Annotated in this window: 16 protein-coding genes; 6 read left to right on the forward strand and 10 right to left on the reverse strand. The window is 67.1% G+C overall.

The window, feature by feature from the left end; translation table 11 throughout:
* Positions 1–37 precede the first annotated feature (37 nt).
* Positions 38–1,240 carry a CynX/NimT family MFS transporter gene (locus MHZ91_RS04595; protein WP_239212662.1) on the forward strand — a complete coding sequence of 401 codons (1,203 nt, stop codon included), beginning with the start codon at positions 38–40 and terminating at the stop codon, positions 1,238–1,240.
* Positions 1,241–1,349: 109 nt separating this feature from the next.
* Complete coding sequence (locus MHZ91_RS04600) at positions 1,350–2,018, forward strand: HAD family phosphatase (RefSeq protein WP_175121271.1); 669 nt, start codon at positions 1,350–1,352, stop codon at positions 2,016–2,018.
* A gap of 14 nt (positions 2,019–2,032) precedes the next feature.
* Here MHZ91_RS04600 and MHZ91_RS04605 read toward each other — a convergent pair whose 3' ends face one another.
* The 4 genes from MHZ91_RS04605 to MHZ91_RS04620 all read right to left on the reverse strand — a co-directional run bounded on the left by MHZ91_RS04605 (position 2,033) and on the right by MHZ91_RS04620 (position 6,549).
* Positions 2,033–3,190, reverse strand: a complete 1,158-nt coding sequence (locus MHZ91_RS04605) for a nitronate monooxygenase family protein (protein WP_218344115.1) — start codon at positions 3,188–3,190, stop codon at positions 2,033–2,035.
* A 126-nt stretch (positions 3,191–3,316) separates the two neighbouring features.
* Positions 3,317–4,702: a tripartite tricarboxylate transporter permease gene (locus MHZ91_RS04610; protein WP_239212664.1), complete on the reverse strand. Its 1,386-nt coding sequence runs from the start codon at positions 4,700–4,702 to the stop codon at positions 3,317–3,319.
* Positions 4,699–5,190, reverse strand: a complete 492-nt coding sequence (locus MHZ91_RS04615) for a hypothetical protein (RefSeq protein WP_239212665.1) — start codon at positions 5,188–5,190, stop codon at positions 4,699–4,701. The genes MHZ91_RS04610 and MHZ91_RS04615 overlap by 4 nt, the downstream gene beginning before the upstream one ends.
* Before the next feature lie 69 nt (positions 5,191–5,259).
* Complete coding sequence (locus MHZ91_RS04620) at positions 5,260–6,549, reverse strand: hydroxymethylglutaryl-CoA reductase, degradative (RefSeq protein WP_175121966.1); 1,290 nt, start codon at positions 6,547–6,549, stop codon at positions 5,260–5,262.
* Positions 6,550–6,679: 130 nt separating this feature from the next.
* On the opposite strand from MHZ91_RS04620, the gene MHZ91_RS04625 reads away from it, so the two are divergent.
* Positions 6,680–8,098: a PLP-dependent aminotransferase family protein gene (locus tag MHZ91_RS04625; RefSeq protein ID WP_239212666.1), complete on the forward strand. Its 1,419-nt coding sequence runs from the start codon at positions 6,680–6,682 to the stop codon at positions 8,096–8,098.
* Here MHZ91_RS04625 and MHZ91_RS04630 read toward each other — a convergent pair.
* The 4 genes from MHZ91_RS04630 to MHZ91_RS04645 all read right to left on the reverse strand — a co-directional run bounded on the left by MHZ91_RS04630 (position 8,089) and on the right by MHZ91_RS04645 (position 11,691).
* A complete protein-coding gene (locus MHZ91_RS04630; RefSeq protein ID WP_239212668.1) occupies positions 8,089–8,916 on the reverse strand; it encodes an anaerobic ribonucleoside-triphosphate reductase activating protein in 828 nt (275 codons plus the stop codon). The genes MHZ91_RS04625 and MHZ91_RS04630 overlap by 10 nt on opposite strands.
* The gene (gene nrdD / locus MHZ91_RS04635) at positions 8,882–9,064 is read right to left on the reverse strand and encodes an anaerobic ribonucleoside-triphosphate reductase (protein WP_175121277.1); all 183 of its coding nucleotides are present in this window, start codon (positions 9,062–9,064) and stop codon (positions 8,882–8,884) included. The genes MHZ91_RS04630 and nrdD overlap by 35 nt, the downstream gene beginning before the upstream one ends.
* Before the next feature lie 94 nt (positions 9,065–9,158).
* Positions 9,159–11,153, reverse strand: a complete 1,995-nt coding sequence (locus MHZ91_RS04640) for a ribonucleoside triphosphate reductase (protein WP_239212670.1) — start codon at positions 11,151–11,153, stop codon at positions 9,159–9,161.
* 193 nt (positions 11,154–11,346) lie between these two features.
* Positions 11,347–11,691, reverse strand: coding sequence for a DUF3325 domain-containing protein (locus tag MHZ91_RS04645; RefSeq protein ID WP_239212671.1), 345 nt, complete (start codon positions 11,689–11,691; stop codon positions 11,347–11,349).
* 290 nt (positions 11,692–11,981) lie between these two features.
* Here MHZ91_RS04645 and MHZ91_RS04650 point away from each other — a divergent pair, with 290 nt between their 5' ends.
* From MHZ91_RS04650 to MHZ91_RS04660, 3 genes are all read left to right on the forward strand, one after another.
* Positions 11,982–12,596, forward strand: coding sequence for a hypothetical protein (locus MHZ91_RS04650; RefSeq protein ID WP_239212672.1), 615 nt, complete (start codon positions 11,982–11,984; stop codon positions 12,594–12,596).
* A 13-nt stretch (positions 12,597–12,609) separates the two neighbouring features.
* Entirely contained in the window at positions 12,610–14,976 is a 2,367-nt protein-coding gene (locus MHZ91_RS04655) for a catalase (protein ID WP_239212673.1), read from the forward strand.
* A gap of 117 nt (positions 14,977–15,093) precedes the next feature.
* Complete coding sequence (locus MHZ91_RS04660; protein ID WP_239212674.1) at positions 15,094–15,672, forward strand: YSC84-related protein; 579 nt, start codon at positions 15,094–15,096, stop codon at positions 15,670–15,672.
* A gap of 49 nt (positions 15,673–15,721) precedes the next feature.
* Here MHZ91_RS04660 and MHZ91_RS04665 read toward each other — a convergent pair whose 3' ends face one another.
* Complete coding sequence (locus MHZ91_RS04665; RefSeq protein WP_175121283.1) at positions 15,722–16,690, reverse strand: tripartite tricarboxylate transporter substrate binding protein; 969 nt, start codon at positions 16,688–16,690, stop codon at positions 15,722–15,724.
* A 17-nt stretch (positions 16,691–16,707) separates the two neighbouring features.
* Complete coding sequence (locus tag MHZ91_RS04670; RefSeq protein ID WP_239212675.1) at positions 16,708–18,129, reverse strand: M20 family metallopeptidase; 1,422 nt, start codon at positions 18,127–18,129, stop codon at positions 16,708–16,710.
* Positions 18,130–18,152 lie beyond the last annotated feature (23 nt).

Here is an 18,152-nt window from a genome sequence, read left to right on the forward strand (position 1 = left end):
GGCATGATGCCGGAATCTTGGTGAAAGCGAGGGTGGGATGGACAAGGTCGAAGGGGCGGAACGTGCCATCGGGCACCCGCATTGGGGCGCGGTGCTGGCCATCGTTGGCGCGGGCGTCGTGGCGGCGTTGCAGGTGGGCAAGGTCATCATCGCCGCGCCGCTGCTGCGCACGGATATGGGGCTGGACCTCACGTCCATTGGCACGCTGACGGCGGTATTTTCGATATTGGGCATGGTGGGCGGCATCGCGGCGGGCGGGGTCATCGCGCGCTTTGGCGCCCGGCGCATGCTGATCCTGGGCCTGGCGGCGACCGCGGCGGGCACGGCGGTGGGCGCGCTGGCGCCCGGCTATGGCGTGCTGCTTGGCTCCCGGGTGATCGAGGGACTGGGTTTCCTGATGATTACGGTGGCGGGGCCTGCCGCGCTGCAGCGCATCGTCACCGGCGGCAGCCGCGATTTCGCCTTTGCACTCTGGAGCTGCTACATGCCGGCCGGAATGGCAATCGCGATGCTCGCCTCGCAGGCGTTCGACGACTGGCACGCCTATTGGTGGTGCGCGGGCATCGCTGCAGGCGTGGCGCTTGCCAGCATCGCCGTGCTGGCGCCGCCCACGCCTCGCGGCGCGCCCCTGTCGTGGCAGGGGCTACGACAGGACACGGTCGACACCATGGGCGCGGCCGGCCCGATGCTGCTGGCGCTGTCATTCACGCTCTACAGCCTGATGTTCTTCGCGCTGTTCACCTTCCTGCCGGTGCTGCTCATGGAGCAACTGGGGCTGACGCTGGCGGCGGCCGGGCTGTACAGCGCCATTGCCAGCGCCGCCAACGTGGTGGGCAATCTGGGCGCGGGCGTGCTGCTTGCACGCGGCTGGCGGCGGTCCACCTTGATCGCCTGCGCCAGCGCAGTGATGGCGGGTGTGTCGCTGCTGATCTTTGGTTCCGCGCTGCCGGCCATGACCACCTTTCTGCTGTGCGTGCTGTTTTCGGCAGTGGGCGGGCTGATCCCTGCGACGCTACTTGGCACCGCGCCGCAGGTGGCGCCACGTCCGGCGTTGACCGCGGCGTCGGTGGGGCTGGTCATGCAGGGCAGCAATCTGGGGCAGGTCATCGGACCAGTGGCGGTGGGCGGCGCGATCGACCGCTTTGGCTGGTCGTCCGCGTCGTTCATCGTGGCGGCGGCAGGACTGGCGGGTGTGGCCGTCGCCTGGCGCCTGCGGCGCGTCGGGGGCACCAATCTTTGACAAGGCTTGGCGGCGCGCGCCGTCGGTCACTCGGTGCCGGTCATGAGGCGGGCGCTTCGCTGTAACCGGGCTGGCCTATCATGGAGCGGCCGAACACGTTGGAGGTTACATGCACACGCCCGCCCCGCGCCTGGTCATCTTTGATTGCGATGGCGTCCTGATCGACAGCGAAATCATCGCCGCGCGCGCCCAATCCAGCGCCCTGGCCGAACACGGCATCGCCATCACGCCCGAAGAGGCCGCGCTACGCTTTGCCGGCATTCCGGATGCGGACATGTGGCGCACGTTGCAGGCCGAGCACGCCTGCGCGTTGCCCGAAGGCTTCGCGCGCCAGTATGCCGATCGGCTGGATCGCACGTTCCGCACCGAACTGCGCCCCTTGCCGCACGTGCACGAGACGCTGAAGGTATTGAAGGAACGCGGGCTGGACCTGTGCGTCGCGTCCAGCAGCATGCCGGCCAAGCTGGAGGCCGCGCTCAAGATGGTGGGTCTGTGGGAGACGTTTGCACCGCATGTGTTCAGCACGGCGCAGGTGGCCAAGGGCAAGCCGGCGCCGGATGTTTTTCTGTACGCAGCGCGGCAGATGCGGGCCGCGGTGCTGGATTGCGTCGTGGTCGAGGACAGCGTGCCGGGTGTGCGCGCTGCCCGCGCGGCGCGCATGCGGGCGGTGGGGTTTGTGGGCGCCTCGCACAACGGACCGCAGCAGCGGCAGCGGTTGCTGGACGAGGGCGCCTTTGAAGTGATCGACGATCTGCGGCGGCTGCCGGAGATCATCTGAGAGGGGCTGCCGACCTATGCCGCGGCGGGCATCTCGCCGTGCAGCAGGTAATCCATCAGTTCGCGCACGGAACGCATGGCATTGCCGAACGGCAGTTTGGACGCGCCGCGGAAGAAAAGACCGCGGCTGACTTCGCCACGCATCGCGGCCGCGAGTTTCAGGTCGATGCAGAATTGGCCGAACTTGGCGATGCCGTCGCGCAGGCCGCATTGCGTCAGGCAGTCCATACGCTGGCTGCAGCGGCGCGGATCGGCACGGGTGTTGGCTTGCAGCGTGCCTTCCTGGCGAAGGTAGCGCGTCAGCCACGGCGTGGCGACCGCACGTGCCGGCAGGCCGGCCACGCTGGTGAATTCCGCCAGTTCGGCGGGGTCGGCGTCGATCAGGACGCGCTTGAAGTTTTCGTGGGCGTCGCCTTCGTGGGTGACGGCGAACGCGGTGCCGACCTGCACGCCATCGGCGCCGTTGCTGAGCCAGTGGCGGACCTGTTCGTGGCTGCCGACGCCGCCCGCGACGATCAGGCGGGGGGCGTCACGGCCCAGTTGCAGTTCAGTGAAAAGGGCGTGGCAATCGGCCAGCACCTTTTTGAAATCGAAGCGTTCGCTGTGCAGGTCGTCGATTCGTGCAGCGCCCAGGTGGCCGCCCGCATAACCCGGGTGTTCGATGACGACGGCGTCGGCCAGACGGCCCTTTTTCATCCACTTTTTCAGCACTGCTGCAACGCCGCGCGCTTCGGAGAGAATGGGCACCAGCGCCACTTTGGGGAAATCGGCCGTCATTTCAGGCAGGTCGAGCGGCAGGCCGGCGCCCATGACGATGGCCTCGGCGCCGCTTTCGCAGGCCTGGCGCACCAGCGCGGGATGGTCGCGCACCGCTTTCATGACGTTTACCGCCACCAGGCCGCGCCCTTGCGCCGTATCGAGCGCGGCGCGGACCTCCCGATGCAGGGCCTCGCGGTTGGCGGTGTCGATCGTGTCGCGGTCATTACATTTTTCGGTTTTTTCCACGAGATCGGCGTGGTGATGGCGCAAATCGACGCTGGCAATGGTGCCCACGGCGTTCTGGCTGGCAACCGCGCCGGCCAGGCGATGGGCGGATACGCCAACGCCCATGCCGCCCTGCACGATGGGCAGCAACTCGCGTCCGGCGAGGGTGAGTGATTTGAACCACGTCATGATATGAGTCTTTCCTCTGGTCAAGAGAGCAGAGGCTAGAGCAACGTGGGGAGCGCCGCCTTGCGAAGGATCAAGTGGTGCGGCAATGGGCGGGGGCCAGACAGCTCCCGCCCATCCGTCACGTTTTTATCCCAGCAGCTTGATGATCGCCGGCACGGACAGCACGGCGGTGTAGTAGCCCATGAACTGCACGCCGGTATTGAAGCCGAACAGGCGCGACAGCAGGCCGCCGATGAGGCCCATGGTCAGGATGACGAGCAGGCCCAGGAATTGGCCTTCCCAGACGCTGATCACGATGATCAGGCCGACAAACGTGGCGATGATGGCCTCGTGACTGACGCGGCGCGACACGAACAGCGCGGCGCGGCGCGCGAAGTTCATGGCGAAGGGGTAGGACACCACTGCCGCCAGCAGCACCGCCAGCATGCCGTAACCCAGGAATTCCCAATGGCTCAGCAGGTTGTGCAGGTTGTGCGTCTGGCCGGTTGCCGAATCCACCGTGAACCGCGGCGGCGCGTTAAAGAGCGGCGCGGCCGGTCCCGCCGCCACGGGGCTCAGGGGCAGGCCGAAGGCGATCAGCGGAATCAGGGCCTCGGCGATGTAGGTGGCCTCGGTCACGCCGTTGCGCGCGCTCAGCACCGTCGTCAGCCGGTGATAGGCGTGCTTGACGCGCGAACCCACCAGCTCGCCCAGCACGACGGTCATGGCGACCGGGCTGAACACGAAGGTGGCGCTGGACACGGCTGCGGTGGCAAGCGTCCAGCGCGTCTGCACCCGGTCCATGACTTTCAGCGGGTTCGGAAAGTAGCCCGACCAGCCCTTTACGTCAGGCGCCAGCGAGAACGTGCGCACCTTGTCGCGCATCATCTTGCCGCGGCCTTGCGGCGACAGCACGGTGAACAGGTCGGCGATCAGCGGTCCGATGGCGATGCCCAGGAAGTAGCTGATGCTGAGCTTGACGCCGTACTTGGCCGTCAGGCTTTGCAGCGCAATGATCACCATGACGAACGGCACCAGCAGCGCCACCGCCGCCCAGCGCCCCGCGGAAAAATACGCGATCAGCAATGCGGCGGCCAGGAAGATCCATGGGGCGGACTTGGTGATGGCGGCGCCGAACGGCGCCAGCAGCACGGCGAACAGCACCGCCAGCGGCACCGCGACAAAGGCGGCGACGATGGCGCCGGACACCATCTTGCGCAGCGCAATGTGCGGCACGCCCAGCTTGCGCAGCATGTTCGCGTCCTGCAGCAGCGGCGTGGCCAGGGTGTCGCCCGGGATGCCCAGCAGCGCGGTCGGCACGGCGTGCGTCATATGCTTGGCCACCGCGCCCGCCAGAAAGAACGTGAAGACGCCGGCGGGCGGCACGCCCAGCAGCACCACCAGCAGGGTCAGCGGCGCCAGCGTCGTGGTTTCGTCGGTGCCGGACACCAGGCCAATGGCCGCAAACACGACCGCGCCCAACAGGCCCATGCCCGCAGCCACCATGATTTGTTCAAGCAGTTCGGGGCTCATGCCAAGGCCTCCTTGGCGGCGCCGCGCCGGGGGTCGGCAACATCGGCGGCAGCGGCAGAGACGGCGGGCGCCGCCGGCTGCGCGAACAGGTCGTACAGGTCCAGTTCCTTCAGCTCGCGCACCACGGCCTCGGGCAGGTCCGCCAGCGTGCCCAGGCCGCCGGGCTGTTCGGCCAGTTCGGCCAGCACTTCGGCGCGCCAGGCAGGATCGTGCGTGGCGCTGTGCTCGACGACCTCGCGTTTGGGCGGGAACAGTCGGGCGCAGATCACGCCAGCCAGCACGCAGCCCGCCAGCCCGGCCAGCATCGCGTACGCGTGCGCAAGCTCGGGTGACGCCACCACGCCGCGCAGCCAGCGGCTGGCGGCAAAGAAGCCGGCCACGCTGACCGAGATCCCAATGCCGATGGCCCAGGCCAGATGCCTGAGATCCACGGTGTCGCTCCAGACTTCAGCCAGGCGCGTGGACGGCGCCTGTGGGCTTTGTTTCATGTCTCTCTCCTGTGTTTATCGGACGGCGCGCGGGGTGACCGGCGCCGCCTCGGGTACTCGCCGTGCGGGTTATCGGGACGCGCGCAGCTCCTCCAGCAAGGCCAGCGCGCGGTCGGTGCGGACGTCTTTTTCCGCGGCCATGCGCTTGGCGACCTCGTCGATCTCCGCGCCCGTGGCGCCGGCCACCAGCGCGATGTTGCGGGCGTGCAGCGCCATGTGGCCGCGCTGGATGCCTTCGGTGGCCAGCGCCCGCAGCGCGCCCAGATTCTGCGCCAGGCCGACGGCCACGGCGACTTCGCCCAACTCCTGCGCCGAGCGCACGTCCATGATCTTGAGCGCAAGCCGCGCCAGCGGATGGGTCTTGGTGGCGCCACCGACCAGGCCCACAGGCATGGGCATTTCGATGCTGCCGACCAGCGCGCCCGACGTGTCCTTTTCCCAGTGGGTCAGCGACGTGTAGCGGCCCGAGCGGGCGGCATAGGCGTGCGCGCCGGCCTCGACCGCGCGCCAATCGTTGCCGGTGGCGACGATGACCGGGTCGATGCCGTTCATGATCCCCTTGTTGTGCGTCGCGGCGCGGTACGGGTCGATGGCGGCGAACGTGTAAGCGTCCAGCACGCCTTCGATGATCTCGGCGCCGCTGCGCTCCTTGGTGTCCAGCGTCTGCGGCGTCAGGCGCACGCGGGCGCGGGCCAGCCGCAGGTCGGCCAGGTTGGACAGGATGCGCAGGCGGACCGAGCCGCCGACAATTTCCTCGACCAGCGGGGCCACGGCCTCGGCCATGGTGTTGACGGTGTTGGCGCCCATGGCGTCGCGCACGTCGACGATCAGGTGCATCACGATCATCGGGCCGCGCGGCGTGTCCGGGAACACGTGGACCTCGATGTCCTGGCAGCCGCCGCCCAGTTCGATCAGCACCTTGTCGCGGCTGTTGGCCAGCGTCAGGATGCGTTCGCGTTCGCGCAGCAGAGCAAGGCGCGCGCCATGCGGGTCGGTCAGGCCCAGGACCTGCACCTGTGCGCGCATGAGCGGGCGGGTGCTGGACGTCTCGAAGCCGCCGCCTTCGCGCGCCAGCTTGGCCATGAACGAGGCGGCCGCCACCACGGACGGCTCTTCCACGGCCATCGGCACCAGCACGTCGCGGCCATTGACCTGGAAGTTGCCCGCCACGCCCAGCGGCAGCTCGAACGTCCCCAGGACGTTTTCGATCATGCCGTCGGCGCGGGCCAGGTTCAGCGCGCCGGGCTCGCCCAGCATTTGGCGCTCTTCATCGGTGAGCGAGGCGGCGTCGGCAATGAAGGCCAGGCGTTGGGCGGGGGTGAGGGCCCGGAAGTTGGGCAGGCGTGAATCAGCCACGATGGCGTGTCTCCGTATAAGAATCGAGTGGCCTGATTCTAGGTAAACTGTACCGCTATTCAGAGGTACAGTTTGGGCAAACAGTACCATCGCACTGCACCAATTTTGGCAACGACAAGACGGGGATCGCAACGTGGATGACGCCAATTCGCCGGGCAGGCCGCAGCGCGCGGCGCCCATCGCCGAGAGCCTGGCCAACCTGATCGGCCAGCAGATCGCCGACGGCGTCTACCGCGCGGGCGACAAGCTGCCGTCCTTGCGCGAGCTGGCGCAACTGCACCGCTACGCCAAGAACACAGTCGTGGTGGCGTTTGAAATGCTGGTGGCGCGCGGGCTGGTCGAACCCCGGCGTGGCTCGGGCTTTTACGTGCTGGACGTCGATCACGCGCGCCCGGCCGCGGACGAAGAGCCGGGGCAATTGAGCCGGGCGATGGACATCGTGTGGCTGATGCGCGAACAGCTCAAGACCCAACCGGATGCGGTCGCCGTGGGCGACGGCTTTCCGCCGGTGGAGTGGCTGGCGGACATGCGCATGGATCGCTATCACCAGAAGGTGGTGCGCACGGGGCTGGGCGCGCTGTTCCGCTACGGCAGCCGATTTGGCTATGCGCCGCTGCGCGAAAGCCTGGTCCGCAAGCTGGGCGACGTGGGCATCAACACCGCGCCGTCGCAACTGGTGCTGACGCATGGCGCCAACGAGGCAATGGATCTGGTGATCCGCTACTTCCTGCCGCCGGGGTCGACGGTGCTGGTGGACAATCCCGGCTACTACCCGCTCTTTGGCAAGCTGAAGCTGGCCGGCGTGCGAATGCTGGGCGTGCCGCGCCTGCCTGACGGGCCGGACGTCGTTGCACTGGAATCGTTGCTGCAGCGCGAAAAGCCGCGCCTCTTCTTTACGCAGTCGATCGCGCACAATCCCACCGGCTCGGACATGTCGCCCGCCAAGGCCTACAAGATCCTGCAACTGTCAGAGCGCTACAATCTGATGGTGGTCGAAAACGACCCCCTGGCGGACTTCAAGCCCACGTCGTCGGTCAGGCTGTCGGCGCTGGATCAGCTTGAGCGCACCATCTACATTGGTAGCTTCTCGAAGTCTTTCTCGGCGGCGTTGCGCGTGGGTTTCATCGCGTGCAACGCCGCGCTGGCAAGCGACCTGGCCGATCTGAAGGCGCTGGTGCACGTCAGCAGTTCTGAATATTGCGAGCGCATGGTGGACGTGATGCTGCGCGAGGGCCATTACGAGCGGCATCTGGTGCGGCTGCGGCAGCGGCTGGAAGCTGCGACCGGCCAGGCGTTGCAGGTGCTGGATTCGCTGGGCGCGCAGGTGTTCACGCGGCCGACCAGTTCGTTGTATCTGTGGGCTGCGTTTCCCGGCGTGGCGGATTCGCTGACGCTGGCCGCGGCGCTGATGCCCGAGAAGGTCATCATGGCGCCGGGCCGCGTGTTCAGCGTGGATCCCACGGCGGTGTCGCCGTGGTCCCGCTGCAATGTGGGCGCCGTGGTGTCGCCGCGGTTCCACGCCACCCTGGCTGCCCATCTGGATCAGCGATAGGAGAATTCCTGAAAGGCCTGCCGCAGCTCACCCTGCGCCTGGTTGCTGAGCGCCCGCGCGATGGGTGCGCCGGGCGCGGCGCGTGCGGCCTGCACTGCAAAGCGGCGCACGCCGCGGCGGGCCAGTTCCCGCGCCAGCGCCATCAGCCGCGATTCGTCCAGCCAGTCGGGATGCCACGTGATGCGGCATTCGAAATCCAGTCCGGCGGACAGCAACTGCGTCAGGCACGCCAGCGCCGGTCGCTGGGAATCGCGCCGGCCCGTGATGTCGTCGTAACCCTTGGCGTCCGCCTTGATGTCCATGCCCACCCAGTCCAGATGACGCAGCACGTCGGCCAGCCGTAGCGGGTAGATACCCGCGGTGTGCAGGCCCACGCGGTAGCCCATGCGTTTGACGTCGCGGATCATGGCGGGAAGGCGCGGCTCGCTCAGCGGCTCGCCGCCGGAGAACACAACGGCGTCCAGGAGGCCCTTGCGGGTTTCGAGGAAGGCGCGGACCTCGCGCCAGTCGTAGCGGGCGGCGCGCGTCTGGAGTTCGACGTTGTGGCAATAGTGGCAGCGCCACGGGCAGCCCGAAATGAAGACCACCGCCGCCAACTGGCCGGGCCAGTCGACGGTGGAAAAAGGCACCAGCCCGCCCACGGCGGGCGAGTGCCGGGGCAGGGGCTGGATAACCGGCTGCGGCGGTGCGGCATAGGCCGGCCGATCCGCCAGCAGGCGAATGGCCTGGGCGGCGGGCCGGCCGGCGCCGCCGGCCTGCGAGTTGCCCTGGGGCGATCCGCCTTCAGGCACTGCGTTCGACGAAGAAGCGGCGCTCATTGAATTCGCCCTGTTTGCCGGTGTTGAAGGAAGAAACCGGGCGGTGGTAGCCCATCACCCGGGTCCAGACTTCGCAGCGCACGCGCTGGCTGTCGTCCAGTTGGACAGCGGGAGCGGACGCGGCGACGGGAGCGGTCAAGGTTTGCATAGGTTTTCCTCGGAAAGTGATGCCGGACGCTTGCCCGGCGGGTAAAGGACGGCGCGCGCCGGAAGGTTGCGCACCGCCCCGGATCCCGGCAACGCTAGGCCGGGGTGCAGCAAGACGATTGCTTGGCCAGCAGTTCTGTATCGCACTTGGGGCAGAACTCGTGGTGCCCGGCCAGGTAGCCGTGATTCGGGCAGATGGAGAACGTGGGCGTGACCGTGATGTACGGCAGGCGGAAGTTGGTGAGCGCGCGGCGCACGAGTTGCTTGCAGGCCTCGGCGGTGGAGACGGCTTCGTTCATGTACAGGTGCAGCACGGTGCCGCCCGTGTACTTGCTTTGCAGCGTTTCCTGCAGTTGCAGCGCGTGGAAGGGATCGTCCGTGTAGCCCACCGGCAACTGGCTGGAGTTCGTGTAGTAGGGCTGGGCGTCCGTCCCCGCTTGCAGGATGCCGGGATAGCGCTTGCGGTCTTCGCGGGCGAACCGGTACGTGGTGCCCTCGGCCGGCGTGGCTTCAAGGTTGTAGAGGTGGCCGGTTTCTTCCTGGAATTCGGTCATGCGCTGGCGCACGCGGTCCAGGAGGCGCACCGCAAAGGCGTGGCCGGCGGGCGTGGTCACGTCTTCGGCATCGTCCGTGAAGTTGCGGATCATCTCGTTGATGCCGTTCACGCCCAGCGTGCTGAAGTGGTTGCGCAGCGTGCCCAGGTAACGGCGGGTGTAGGGGTAGAGGCCCTGATCGATGTAGCGCTGCACGACCTTGCGCTTGGTTTCCAGGACATCGCGGCCCAGCGCCAGCAGGTAATCCAGCCGCTCCATCAGCCGCGCTTCGTCGCCGCGGCACGTATGGCCCAGCCGGGCGCAGTTCACGGTCACCACGCCGACCGACCCGGTCTGCTCGGCCGAACCGAAGAGGCCGTTGCCGCGCTTCAGGAGTTCGCGCAGGTCGAGTTGCAGGCGGCAGCACATGGAGCGCACCATGTGCGGCTCCAGGTCGGAGTTCAGGAAGTTCTGGAAGTACGGCAATCCGTAGCGCGCCGTCATTTCAAAGAGGCGCTCGGTATTGGGATGGTCCCAGTCGAAATCGGGCGTGATGTTGTAGGTGGGAATGGGGAACGTGAACACGCGGCCCTTCGCGTCGCCGGCCATCATGACCTCGATGTACGCGCGGTTGATCATGTCCATCTCGGCCTGCAGGTCGCCGTAGGAAAACGGCATTTCCTCGCCGCCCACGTAAGGGATCTGGTCCTTCAGGTCGGCCGGGCAGGTCCAGTCGAACGTGAGGTTGGTGAAGGGCGTTTGTGTGCCCCAGCGGCTGGGCACGTTCAAGTTGAAGATGAGTTCCTGGATGGATTGCTTGACGTCCGCATAGGTCATCGCGTCGCGGCGGATGAAGGGCGCCATGTAGGTGTCGAACGAGCTGAACGCCTGCGCGCCGGCCCATTCGTTCTGCAGCGTGCCCAGGAAGTTGACGATCTGGCCGATGGCGGCCGACATGTGCTTGGGCGGCGTGGATTCGACCTTGCCGGGAATGCCGTTGAAGCCTTCGGTCAGCAACTGGCGCAGCGACCAGCCGGCGCAGTAGCCGCTGAGCATGTCCAGGTCGTGGATGTGGATGTCGCCTTCGCGGTGGGCATGTCCGGCTTCAGGGGTGAAGACGTTGGACAGCCAGTAGTTGGCGGTGACCTTGCCGGCGACGTTCAGGATGAGGCCGCCCAGGCTGTAGCCCTGATTGGCGTTGGCGTTGACGCGCCAATCGCGCTGTTCCAGATACTCTTCCATGGCGCTTTCGACATCGACCAGCGTATGGCGCAGCGAACGCAGGCGGGCGTGCTGCTCGCGGTGGACGATGTAGGCGCGCGCCGTGCGCCAGTGGCCTGCCTGGACCAGCACGTCTTCGACGCGGTTCTGAATGGTTTCGACGCCGGGGCAGACGTTGCCGTCCAGCTTTGCGATGACGGTGCCGGTCAGCGCGCGTGCGCCTTGCAGGTCCAACTCCCCGGTGCTTTGGCCCGCCGCCGCCATGGCTTGCGCGATCTTCTCGCTATCGAATGCAACGACGCGGCCGTCGCGCTTGAGGATGTGTTGGATTTCCATTGTTGGCACCATATGTAGTGGAGTGCGAAGACTCTATCACCACATATGGTGCTGGAACCGCTGGATGTGGATGCCGGTTGACCCGCATCAAATGGCCGAAAACCGTCGTGAATTTGCGCAATGCGGCGATCGGTCGCACCCGGTGCCTGCCGCCGGCCTGGTACCTGGCGGCCGCGCCCGGTCCGCGACCGGATCAGAAGCCGATGCTCACGCCCAGCAGGGAAATCGCCACCGCGACCGCCGCCGTGCCGGCTGCCGGCCGCGGGGTCCAGGACAGCAGGCCGAACCACAGCAGCGCGCCTGCGGACAGCCAGCCCAGCCAGACCGCCATCCCCAGCACGTCGCCCCACAGGCCCACGCAGGGAAGGATGGCCAGCCCCATCAACAGGACCCCGGCGCCGCGCAGGACGCGCGTGTGGCCGGCGTGCGGATTGCGCGTCCAGACCTGGTGATAGTGACGGGGGGTGGCGAGCGCCAGGCAAGCCATGCCGGCGTAGGTCAGCAGCAAGGCCATCGCGATGGCGCAGAGGTCGTTCATGGTCATGCGGCTGCTTTGTTGCGCGGGTCGCTGTGCCTGCCGGGTGGCGCGACGCCCTTGCGCTGTTGTGGGTAATGCCCCCGATTCTACGGGAATCGGCGCGGCGTCCGGCTTTGGAGCGCTTTGTATTTTCTGCACAGCTTCCGGGCCGCCACTGCTCGGACGGCGGCAATCGCCTGCCCGGATCGGCGGACGCAGCCTCGGGAACGCGAATTGCTGTGTTCGCGCCTCCATCGGAAGCGATCGCCCGCCGTGCGCATCGTTGATGACCTACGACAAGGAGCCCAACCATGAAACGCAAAGCCGGAAACGCCCGCCAGATCAAGGAGCTGCTGTACCAGGCGCTGGAAACCGAGATCGGCGGCCTTGCCATTTACGAGACTGCGGTCAGCTGTGCCATCAATGAAGACCTGAAGAAAGAATGGCTGGGCTATCTGGAAGAAACCCGCACCCATCGCCGTGTGTTGCTGACGGTGTTCGAACAACTGAAGATGGACCCGCAGGCCAAGTCGCCGGGCCGCGACGTGGTGCGTCACCTGGGCGAATCGCTGGTGCGGGCGATGAAGATGGCCATCAACGCCGGCGACCCGGCCGCGGCTCAGCTGGTGGCGACCGAATGCGTGGTGCTGGCAGAGACCAAGGACCACGCCAACTGGTCGCTGATCGGGCTGATTGCCGAGCAGCAATCGGGCGAAGAAGCCAAGATCCTGAAGCAGGCCTATGACGCCGTGGCTACCGATGAGGACCATCACCTTTATCACACGCAAGGCTGGTCGCGCGAGTTGTGGATCGAGTCGCTGGGCTTCCCGGCCGTGCTGCCGCCGCCCGAAGAGGTAAAGAAGGTGGAAACCGCGATTGGTGCGTCCCGTGCCGAGCAGGCGCGCGAAACGATGCTGACCCATTAAGGAGAAAAAAATCATGGCAAGCAAGAAGCCAGCAAAGGGCGGCGCGCTCGACACCGCCTACATGAATACCGACAGCGGTCCGGCCACCGGTCCCGCCGGCAAGCCGACCCACCCCGCGCTCCAGCGCGCGGCTGCCGTGGGCGCCACCACAGGCGCCATCCCCCATAACGCCAACAAGGAAGCGGAGTACGGCGAGCAGGCCGCGCGCTGTCCCTACGCTGGCGCACACGTGGGCACGGTGGACCCCGCCGTGGGCGCAAGCTCGCTGTCCGAGAAGGAAGTGTCGGACAAGACAGGCGACGCCGCCACGCCGGGCGTGAACCAGAACGACGGTACGTTGCCCCGTGTGCGCGCGGACGGCGGCGGCCAAGCCCTGACCACCAATCAGGGCGTGCGCATGAGCGACAACCAGCACTCGCTGAAAGCAGGGCTGCGCGGGCCGGCGCTGCTGAAGGACTTCATCCTGCGCGAAAAGATCACGCATTTCGACCACGAGCGCATCCCCGAGCGCATCGTGCACGCGCGCGGCTCGGCGGCCCATGGCTACTTCGAGTGCTACAAGCCGCTGACGGACCTGACCGCTGCGTCGCTGTTCGCCGAGGCCGGCAAGCGGACCCCGGTCTTCGTGCGCTTTTCGACCGTGGCTGGCGAGCGCGGGTCCAAGGATACGGCGCGCGACGTGCGCGGCTTTGCCGTGAAGTTCTACACGGACGAGGGCAACTGGGATCTGGTCGGCAACAACATGCCGGTGTTCTTCATCCAGGACGCAATGAAGTTCCCGGACCTGGTTCACGCGGTCAAGCCCGAACCGCACCATGGCATGCCGCAGGCGGCTTCCGCGCACGACACCTTCTGGGACTTCGTGTCGCTCATGCCTGAATCGACGCACATGCTGATGTGGGCGATGTCGGACCGCGCGATTCCGCGCAGCTACCGGATGATGCAGGGCTTTGGCGTGCACACGTTCCGCTTCGTCAACGCGCAGGGCGAATCGCGGCTGGTGAAATTCCACTGGAACCCGATCTTGGGCACGCATTCGCAGGTGTGGAACGAGGCGGTCAAGGTGTCGGGCGCGGACCCGGACTATCACCGGCGCGATCTGTGGGAAGCGATCGACGCGGGCCATGGCCCCGAATGGGAACTGGGTGTGCAGGTCTTCACCGAGGATCAGGCCGAAGGTTTCAGCTTCGACGTGCTGGACGCCACCAAGATCGTGCCCGAGGAACTGGTGCCGGTCGTGCCGATTGGCCGCATGGTGCTTGACCGCAACCCCGACAACTTCTTTGCCGAGACCGAGCAGGTGGCGTTCTGCGCCGCGCACGTGGTGCCCGGCGTGGACTTCACGAATGACCCTCTGCTGGCTGGCCGCATCCATTCCTACGTCGACACGCAGATCTCGCGTTTGGGCGGCCCGAACTTCCACGAGATTCCCATCAACGCGCCGCTGGCGCCGGTGCACAACAACCAGCGCGACGGCATGCACCGCCAGGCCATCCATCGCGGCCGGGTGGCCTATGAGCCCAATTCGCTGGCCGGCGGCTGCCCGTTCCAGGCGGGCATGGACGGCTTCGTGTCGTTCCCGGAACCGGTGACGAGCGATGAATTGCGCGGGCATCCCGAAAAGTTTGCCGAGCACTACAACCAGGCCACGCTGTTCTACGACAGCCAGACCGCCTGGGAGCGCAAGCACATCGTCGATGCCTTCGCGTTCGAGCTCAGCAAGGTGACCGTGCCGCAGATCCGCCAGCGCATGGTGGCGTCCCTGCGCAACGTGTCCGACGAGTTGGCCCAAGGGGTGGCCGATCAGCTCGGCATGGCGCTGCCGGACCCGTTGCCGCGCGCCATAAAGAATCCGCCCAAGCCCGAGGTGCAGGTGTCGCCATCGCTGTCCCTGACCGCGCGGCCGGGCGACGGCAGCGTGGCCACGCGCAAGGTCGCCATCCTGGCGGCTGAAGGCGTGGATGGCCAATCCGTATCCGCGGTGGCCGACGCGCTGATTCAGGCGGGCGCCGTCGTGCGGCTGGTGGGTCAGCGCATTGGTCCCGTCCAGACCGCCGACGGCGGCGCGTTCGATGCGGATGCGTCGCTGGACAACCATCCGTCCGGCGTGTTCGACGGGGCGGTGGTGGCGGGCGGCGCGGATGCCGCGGCGCTCCTGGCTGCCGACGGGCGGGCGCTTGAGTTCCTGCGGGATGCCTACCGGCACGGCAAGACGCTGATGGGCATCGGCGACGGCGTGCAGGTCTACGCGGCCGCAGGCATCGATCCCGATCCGAACGATGGCGGTCTGCTGCTGGGCGGGGAAGATCCGCAGGCGTTCATCGCGGCGCTGGGCAAACACCGCCATCCGGAGCGGGAGACCACGCCACCGAAGGTATGAGGACGCGCCCGCACGGGTAAGAACGGATCATTGACACGTGCGGGGCGGCTGCGAATACTGAGCCGGCAGGTCGGACGCGCGCAATCGGCGCGCGTCCTTCTTAACCGGGGAGGCCGTATGAATCGCGCGTCCGTGTTGCCTGTGAAGTTCCTTGGCTGGCTCTGCGCCAGCCTTTTGACTTTTTCCGCCCTGGTCAGCGTCTCACCGTCCGCGCGGGCCGCGTCGGCGGCCGAGATCGGCGCCGACGCAATGGCGGCGCTGGAGCAGCTTTACTCCCAGGATCCACGCATGCGTGAACTGGGCAAGCAGGCTGTCGCGGTGCTGGTGTTTCCCGACATCATCAAGGGCGGCTTCCTGGTCGGCGGCGAGCGCGGCTCGGGCGCATTGATCCGCCGCGGGCAGGTCGAAGGGTTTTATTCGATATCTGCACTGTCTTTCGGGTTCCAGGCCGGCGCCCAGCAGTTTTCGTACGCGCTGTTCTTCATGAATGAGCCGGCGCTGGCGTACCTGGATCAGAGCGACGGGTGGAGTCTGGGGGCGGGGCCAAGCCTGGTCGTGGTGGATCAGGGCTACGCCGCCACCATCTCGACCACCACCTTGACGCAAGACGTGTACGCGGTGCCGTTTGGCGAGCAGGGCCTGATGGCGGGGATGGGTCTGCAAGGATCGAAGATCAGCCGCATGGATCCGAACTGAGTCATTTGCAGAAATGGGGGCGGGACCCCGGTTGGCGTCCCGCCGGCCGTCATTCCAGCGTTATGCCGGCACGCTGGGCGATGGCGCTGAAAGTGGCGATTTCTATCGCAATCTGCTCGCGGAAAGCCTGACCTGGCAGGAAGACCGGATTCAGTGACAGTTCCGATACGCGCTTGCGCACCTGAGTGTCCTGCATGATTTCCGCCATTACCCGGTTCAAGGTGTGCATGACCGGAGTCGGCGTGTTCGCCGGCGCGACCAATCCGTACCAGCCGACGAACGACACCTCCGGCATGCCGGCTTCGGCGAAGGTCGGCACGTCCGGCAATTGCGGCATGCGTTGCTCGCCGGTGACGGCCAGTGCGCGGATCTTGCCGGCGCGCACGTGGGCGGCGGACGCCGACACCGTATCGACGGCTAGCGCGATCTCGCCGCCGATCAGCGCGGTCATGAGTTGCGCGCTTCCCTTGTACGGCACTGGCGTCATCTTGGCGCCGGCAGCCTGCGCGAACATCTCGCCGGTGAGGTGGGGGGCGGACCCGGAGCCGAACGTGCCGTACATCAGTCCGCCCTTGGCGCTTTCCTGTCGCGCGAGCTCGGCCGCCTGTTGTGGCGTCGCCGCGGGCAGCGCGTTTTGCGCCAGCAGCACGACGGGCGCCATGGCGACGATGCCGATGTGCTCGAAGCTGCGCACGGGATCGTAGGGCAGCGAGGGTTTGAGTGCGGGCAGGACGCTGTACGTGGTGCTGCCCGACAGCATGAGCGTGTAGCCGTCGGGCGCTGCGCGGGCGACGGCCTCGGCGCCGATAAGCGTGGAGGCGCCGGGGCGGTTCTCGACGATGACGGGCTGACCCAGCTTGCCCGTCAACTTGGTGGCGAGCAGGCGCGCCACCGCGTCGGTGGCGCCGCCCGGCGTGAACGGGACGACGATCTTGATGGCCTGGTCCGGATACGCGGCGTGGGCATTCGCGGCGGCAAGTGTCAACGCCAACAGGGCGGTGCGAAGTCTGGCGGTCATGATGGGGCTCGGTCGGATCAGGCGTAGGTGGACGATTGGGAGCAGGCTTGTTCGAGCAAGTCGGCGCCCTGGGTGCCGAGGTCCCAGAAAAGGCCGGCCATGATGGCCAGGCCTTCCCGGGCGACGCTGCCCAGCAGGTGTTCATTGGGCGCGTGCTGCGCGCAAGCGGGGTAGGAGTGCGGCACCCACAGGGTGGGAAGGCCAAGCTGGTCGGCAAAAATGTCGTTGGGCAGGGAGCCGCCCAGGTTGGGCAAGAGGGCCGGCCGTTTGCCGGTGGTGCGCTCCAGCGAGGCGGCGGCCCAGCGCACCCACGGGGTGTCGGGCGACAGGCGCGTCGCGCCCGCTTGCATGCCGACACGAACCTCGACGTCGTCGAAGCCGCCCCGATGCAGGTGTTCGACCACGTGTTCTTGCAGGGCACGCCAGTCGGTGCCGACCACGAAGCGCAATTGGCACCAGGCCGACGCTTCCGGAGGAATGGCGTTCACGGGCTTGGCGGGGTCGCCGGCGCCGAATGTCAGGACGTCGAGACTGTTCCAGCCAAATACCTTTTCCGGCGAGGTCAAGCCGGGTTCGCCCCACCAGTCGTTGATGTCCGGATCGTCGTCGCCACCACCGACTTCCAGGTCTGCCAGCGCCAAGGCGACCGCAGCGGGGATGGGCGGGGGGCGCAACCCGGGCACGGCGATGCGGCCGTTCGCGTCCACCAGCGAACTGATCGCATGCGTCAGCCGGATGGCCGGGTTGGAAAGCAGTCCGCCCCAGTTGCCGGAATGGTAGCCGCGTTCCCGAGCCCGTACCTTGAGTTCGAAATTGACCGCGCCGCGCGAGCCCATGAACAGCGTGGGCCGCGCGGCGTTCAGGCGCGGCCCGTCGCTGGCGATGAAGACGTCGGCGGCCAGAAGATTGCGGTGCGTCTTGCAGAACGCAGCCAGGCCGGGCGAGCCCGCTTCTTCGCCGGTTTCGATGAGCCAGATCGTATTGAACCCCAGCACGCCGCCGCGGACGGCGATGACGCGCGACAGCGCTTCAAGGTTGATGGAGTGCTGGCCCTTGTTGTCGGCCGTGCCGCGCCCGTACCAGCGGTCGCCCTCGACCTGCAGGCGCCAGGGGTCCCGGCCGGCGTCCCATTTGGCGGCGTTGCCTCGCACCACGTCGCCGTGACCGTACATGAGGACGGTCGGCAACTCGGCCGCTTCGATGCGGCGTGCGACCAGGATCGGCAGGTCCACCCCGGCAGGGTTGCGATGCACTTCACAGGAAAAGCCCAGTGCCGACAGGCGCGGGACCAGTTCGATCGACAGGTAGGCATGCTGCGCCGGGCCCTGGGTGGAGACTTCGCTTTCGGTGGTGTACGCGATGCGGCGCGCGAGGGTGTCCTGAAGGACGCCGCTGTCATACGCTTCTGTCGCGTGGAGAATGGCTTGTTCGCGGGTCATGGCGGTTCTCGGGGCAGTACGGA

The organism is Achromobacter sp. ACRQX, assembly GCF_022346505.1.
Taxonomy (GTDB): domain Bacteria; phylum Pseudomonadota; class Gammaproteobacteria; order Burkholderiales; family Burkholderiaceae_B; genus Achromobacter; species Achromobacter animicus.

Bases quoted from the DNA above. Each gene is read 5' to 3' on its own strand.
- MHZ91_RS04595 (WP_239212662.1), top strand. From the start codon at position 38: ATGGACAAGGTCGAAGGGGCGGAACGTGCCATCGGGCACCCGCATTGG.
- MHZ91_RS04600 (WP_175121271.1), top strand. From the start codon at position 1,350: ATGCACACGCCCGCCCCGCGCCTGGTCATCTTTGATTGCGATGGCGTC.
- MHZ91_RS04605 (WP_218344115.1), bottom strand. From the start codon at position 3,190: ATGACGTGGTTCAAATCACTCACCCTCGCCGGACGCGAGTTGCTGCCC.
- MHZ91_RS04610 (WP_239212664.1), bottom strand. From the start codon at position 4,702: ATGAGCCCCGAACTGCTTGAACAAATCATGGTGGCTGCGGGCATGGGC.
- MHZ91_RS04615 (WP_239212665.1), bottom strand. From the start codon at position 5,190: ATGAAACAAAGCCCACAGGCGCCGTCCACGCGCCTGGCTGAAGTCTGG.
- MHZ91_RS04630 (WP_239212668.1), bottom strand. From the start codon at position 8,916: ATGAGCGCCGCTTCTTCGTCGAACGCAGTGCCTGAAGGCGGATCGCCC.
- nrdD (WP_175121277.1), bottom strand. From the start codon at position 9,064: ATGCAAACCTTGACCGCTCCCGTCGCCGCGTCCGCTCCCGCTGTCCAA.
- MHZ91_RS04640 (WP_239212670.1), bottom strand. From the start codon at position 11,153: ATGGAAATCCAACACATCCTCAAGCGCGACGGCCGCGTCGTTGCATTC.
- MHZ91_RS04645 (WP_239212671.1), bottom strand. From the start codon at position 11,691: ATGAACGACCTCTGCGCCATCGCGATGGCCTTGCTGCTGACCTACGCC.
- MHZ91_RS04650 (WP_239212672.1), top strand. From the start codon at position 11,982: ATGAAACGCAAAGCCGGAAACGCCCGCCAGATCAAGGAGCTGCTGTAC.
- MHZ91_RS04655 (WP_239212673.1), top strand. From the start codon at position 12,610: ATGGCAAGCAAGAAGCCAGCAAAGGGCGGCGCGCTCGACACCGCCTAC.
- MHZ91_RS04660 (WP_239212674.1), top strand. From the start codon at position 15,094: ATGAATCGCGCGTCCGTGTTGCCTGTGAAGTTCCTTGGCTGGCTCTGC.
- MHZ91_RS04665 (WP_175121283.1), bottom strand. From the start codon at position 16,690: ATGACCGCCAGACTTCGCACCGCCCTGTTGGCGTTGACACTTGCCGCC.
- MHZ91_RS04670 (WP_239212675.1), bottom strand. From the start codon at position 18,129: ATGACCCGCGAACAAGCCATTCTCCACGCGACAGAAGCGTATGACAGC.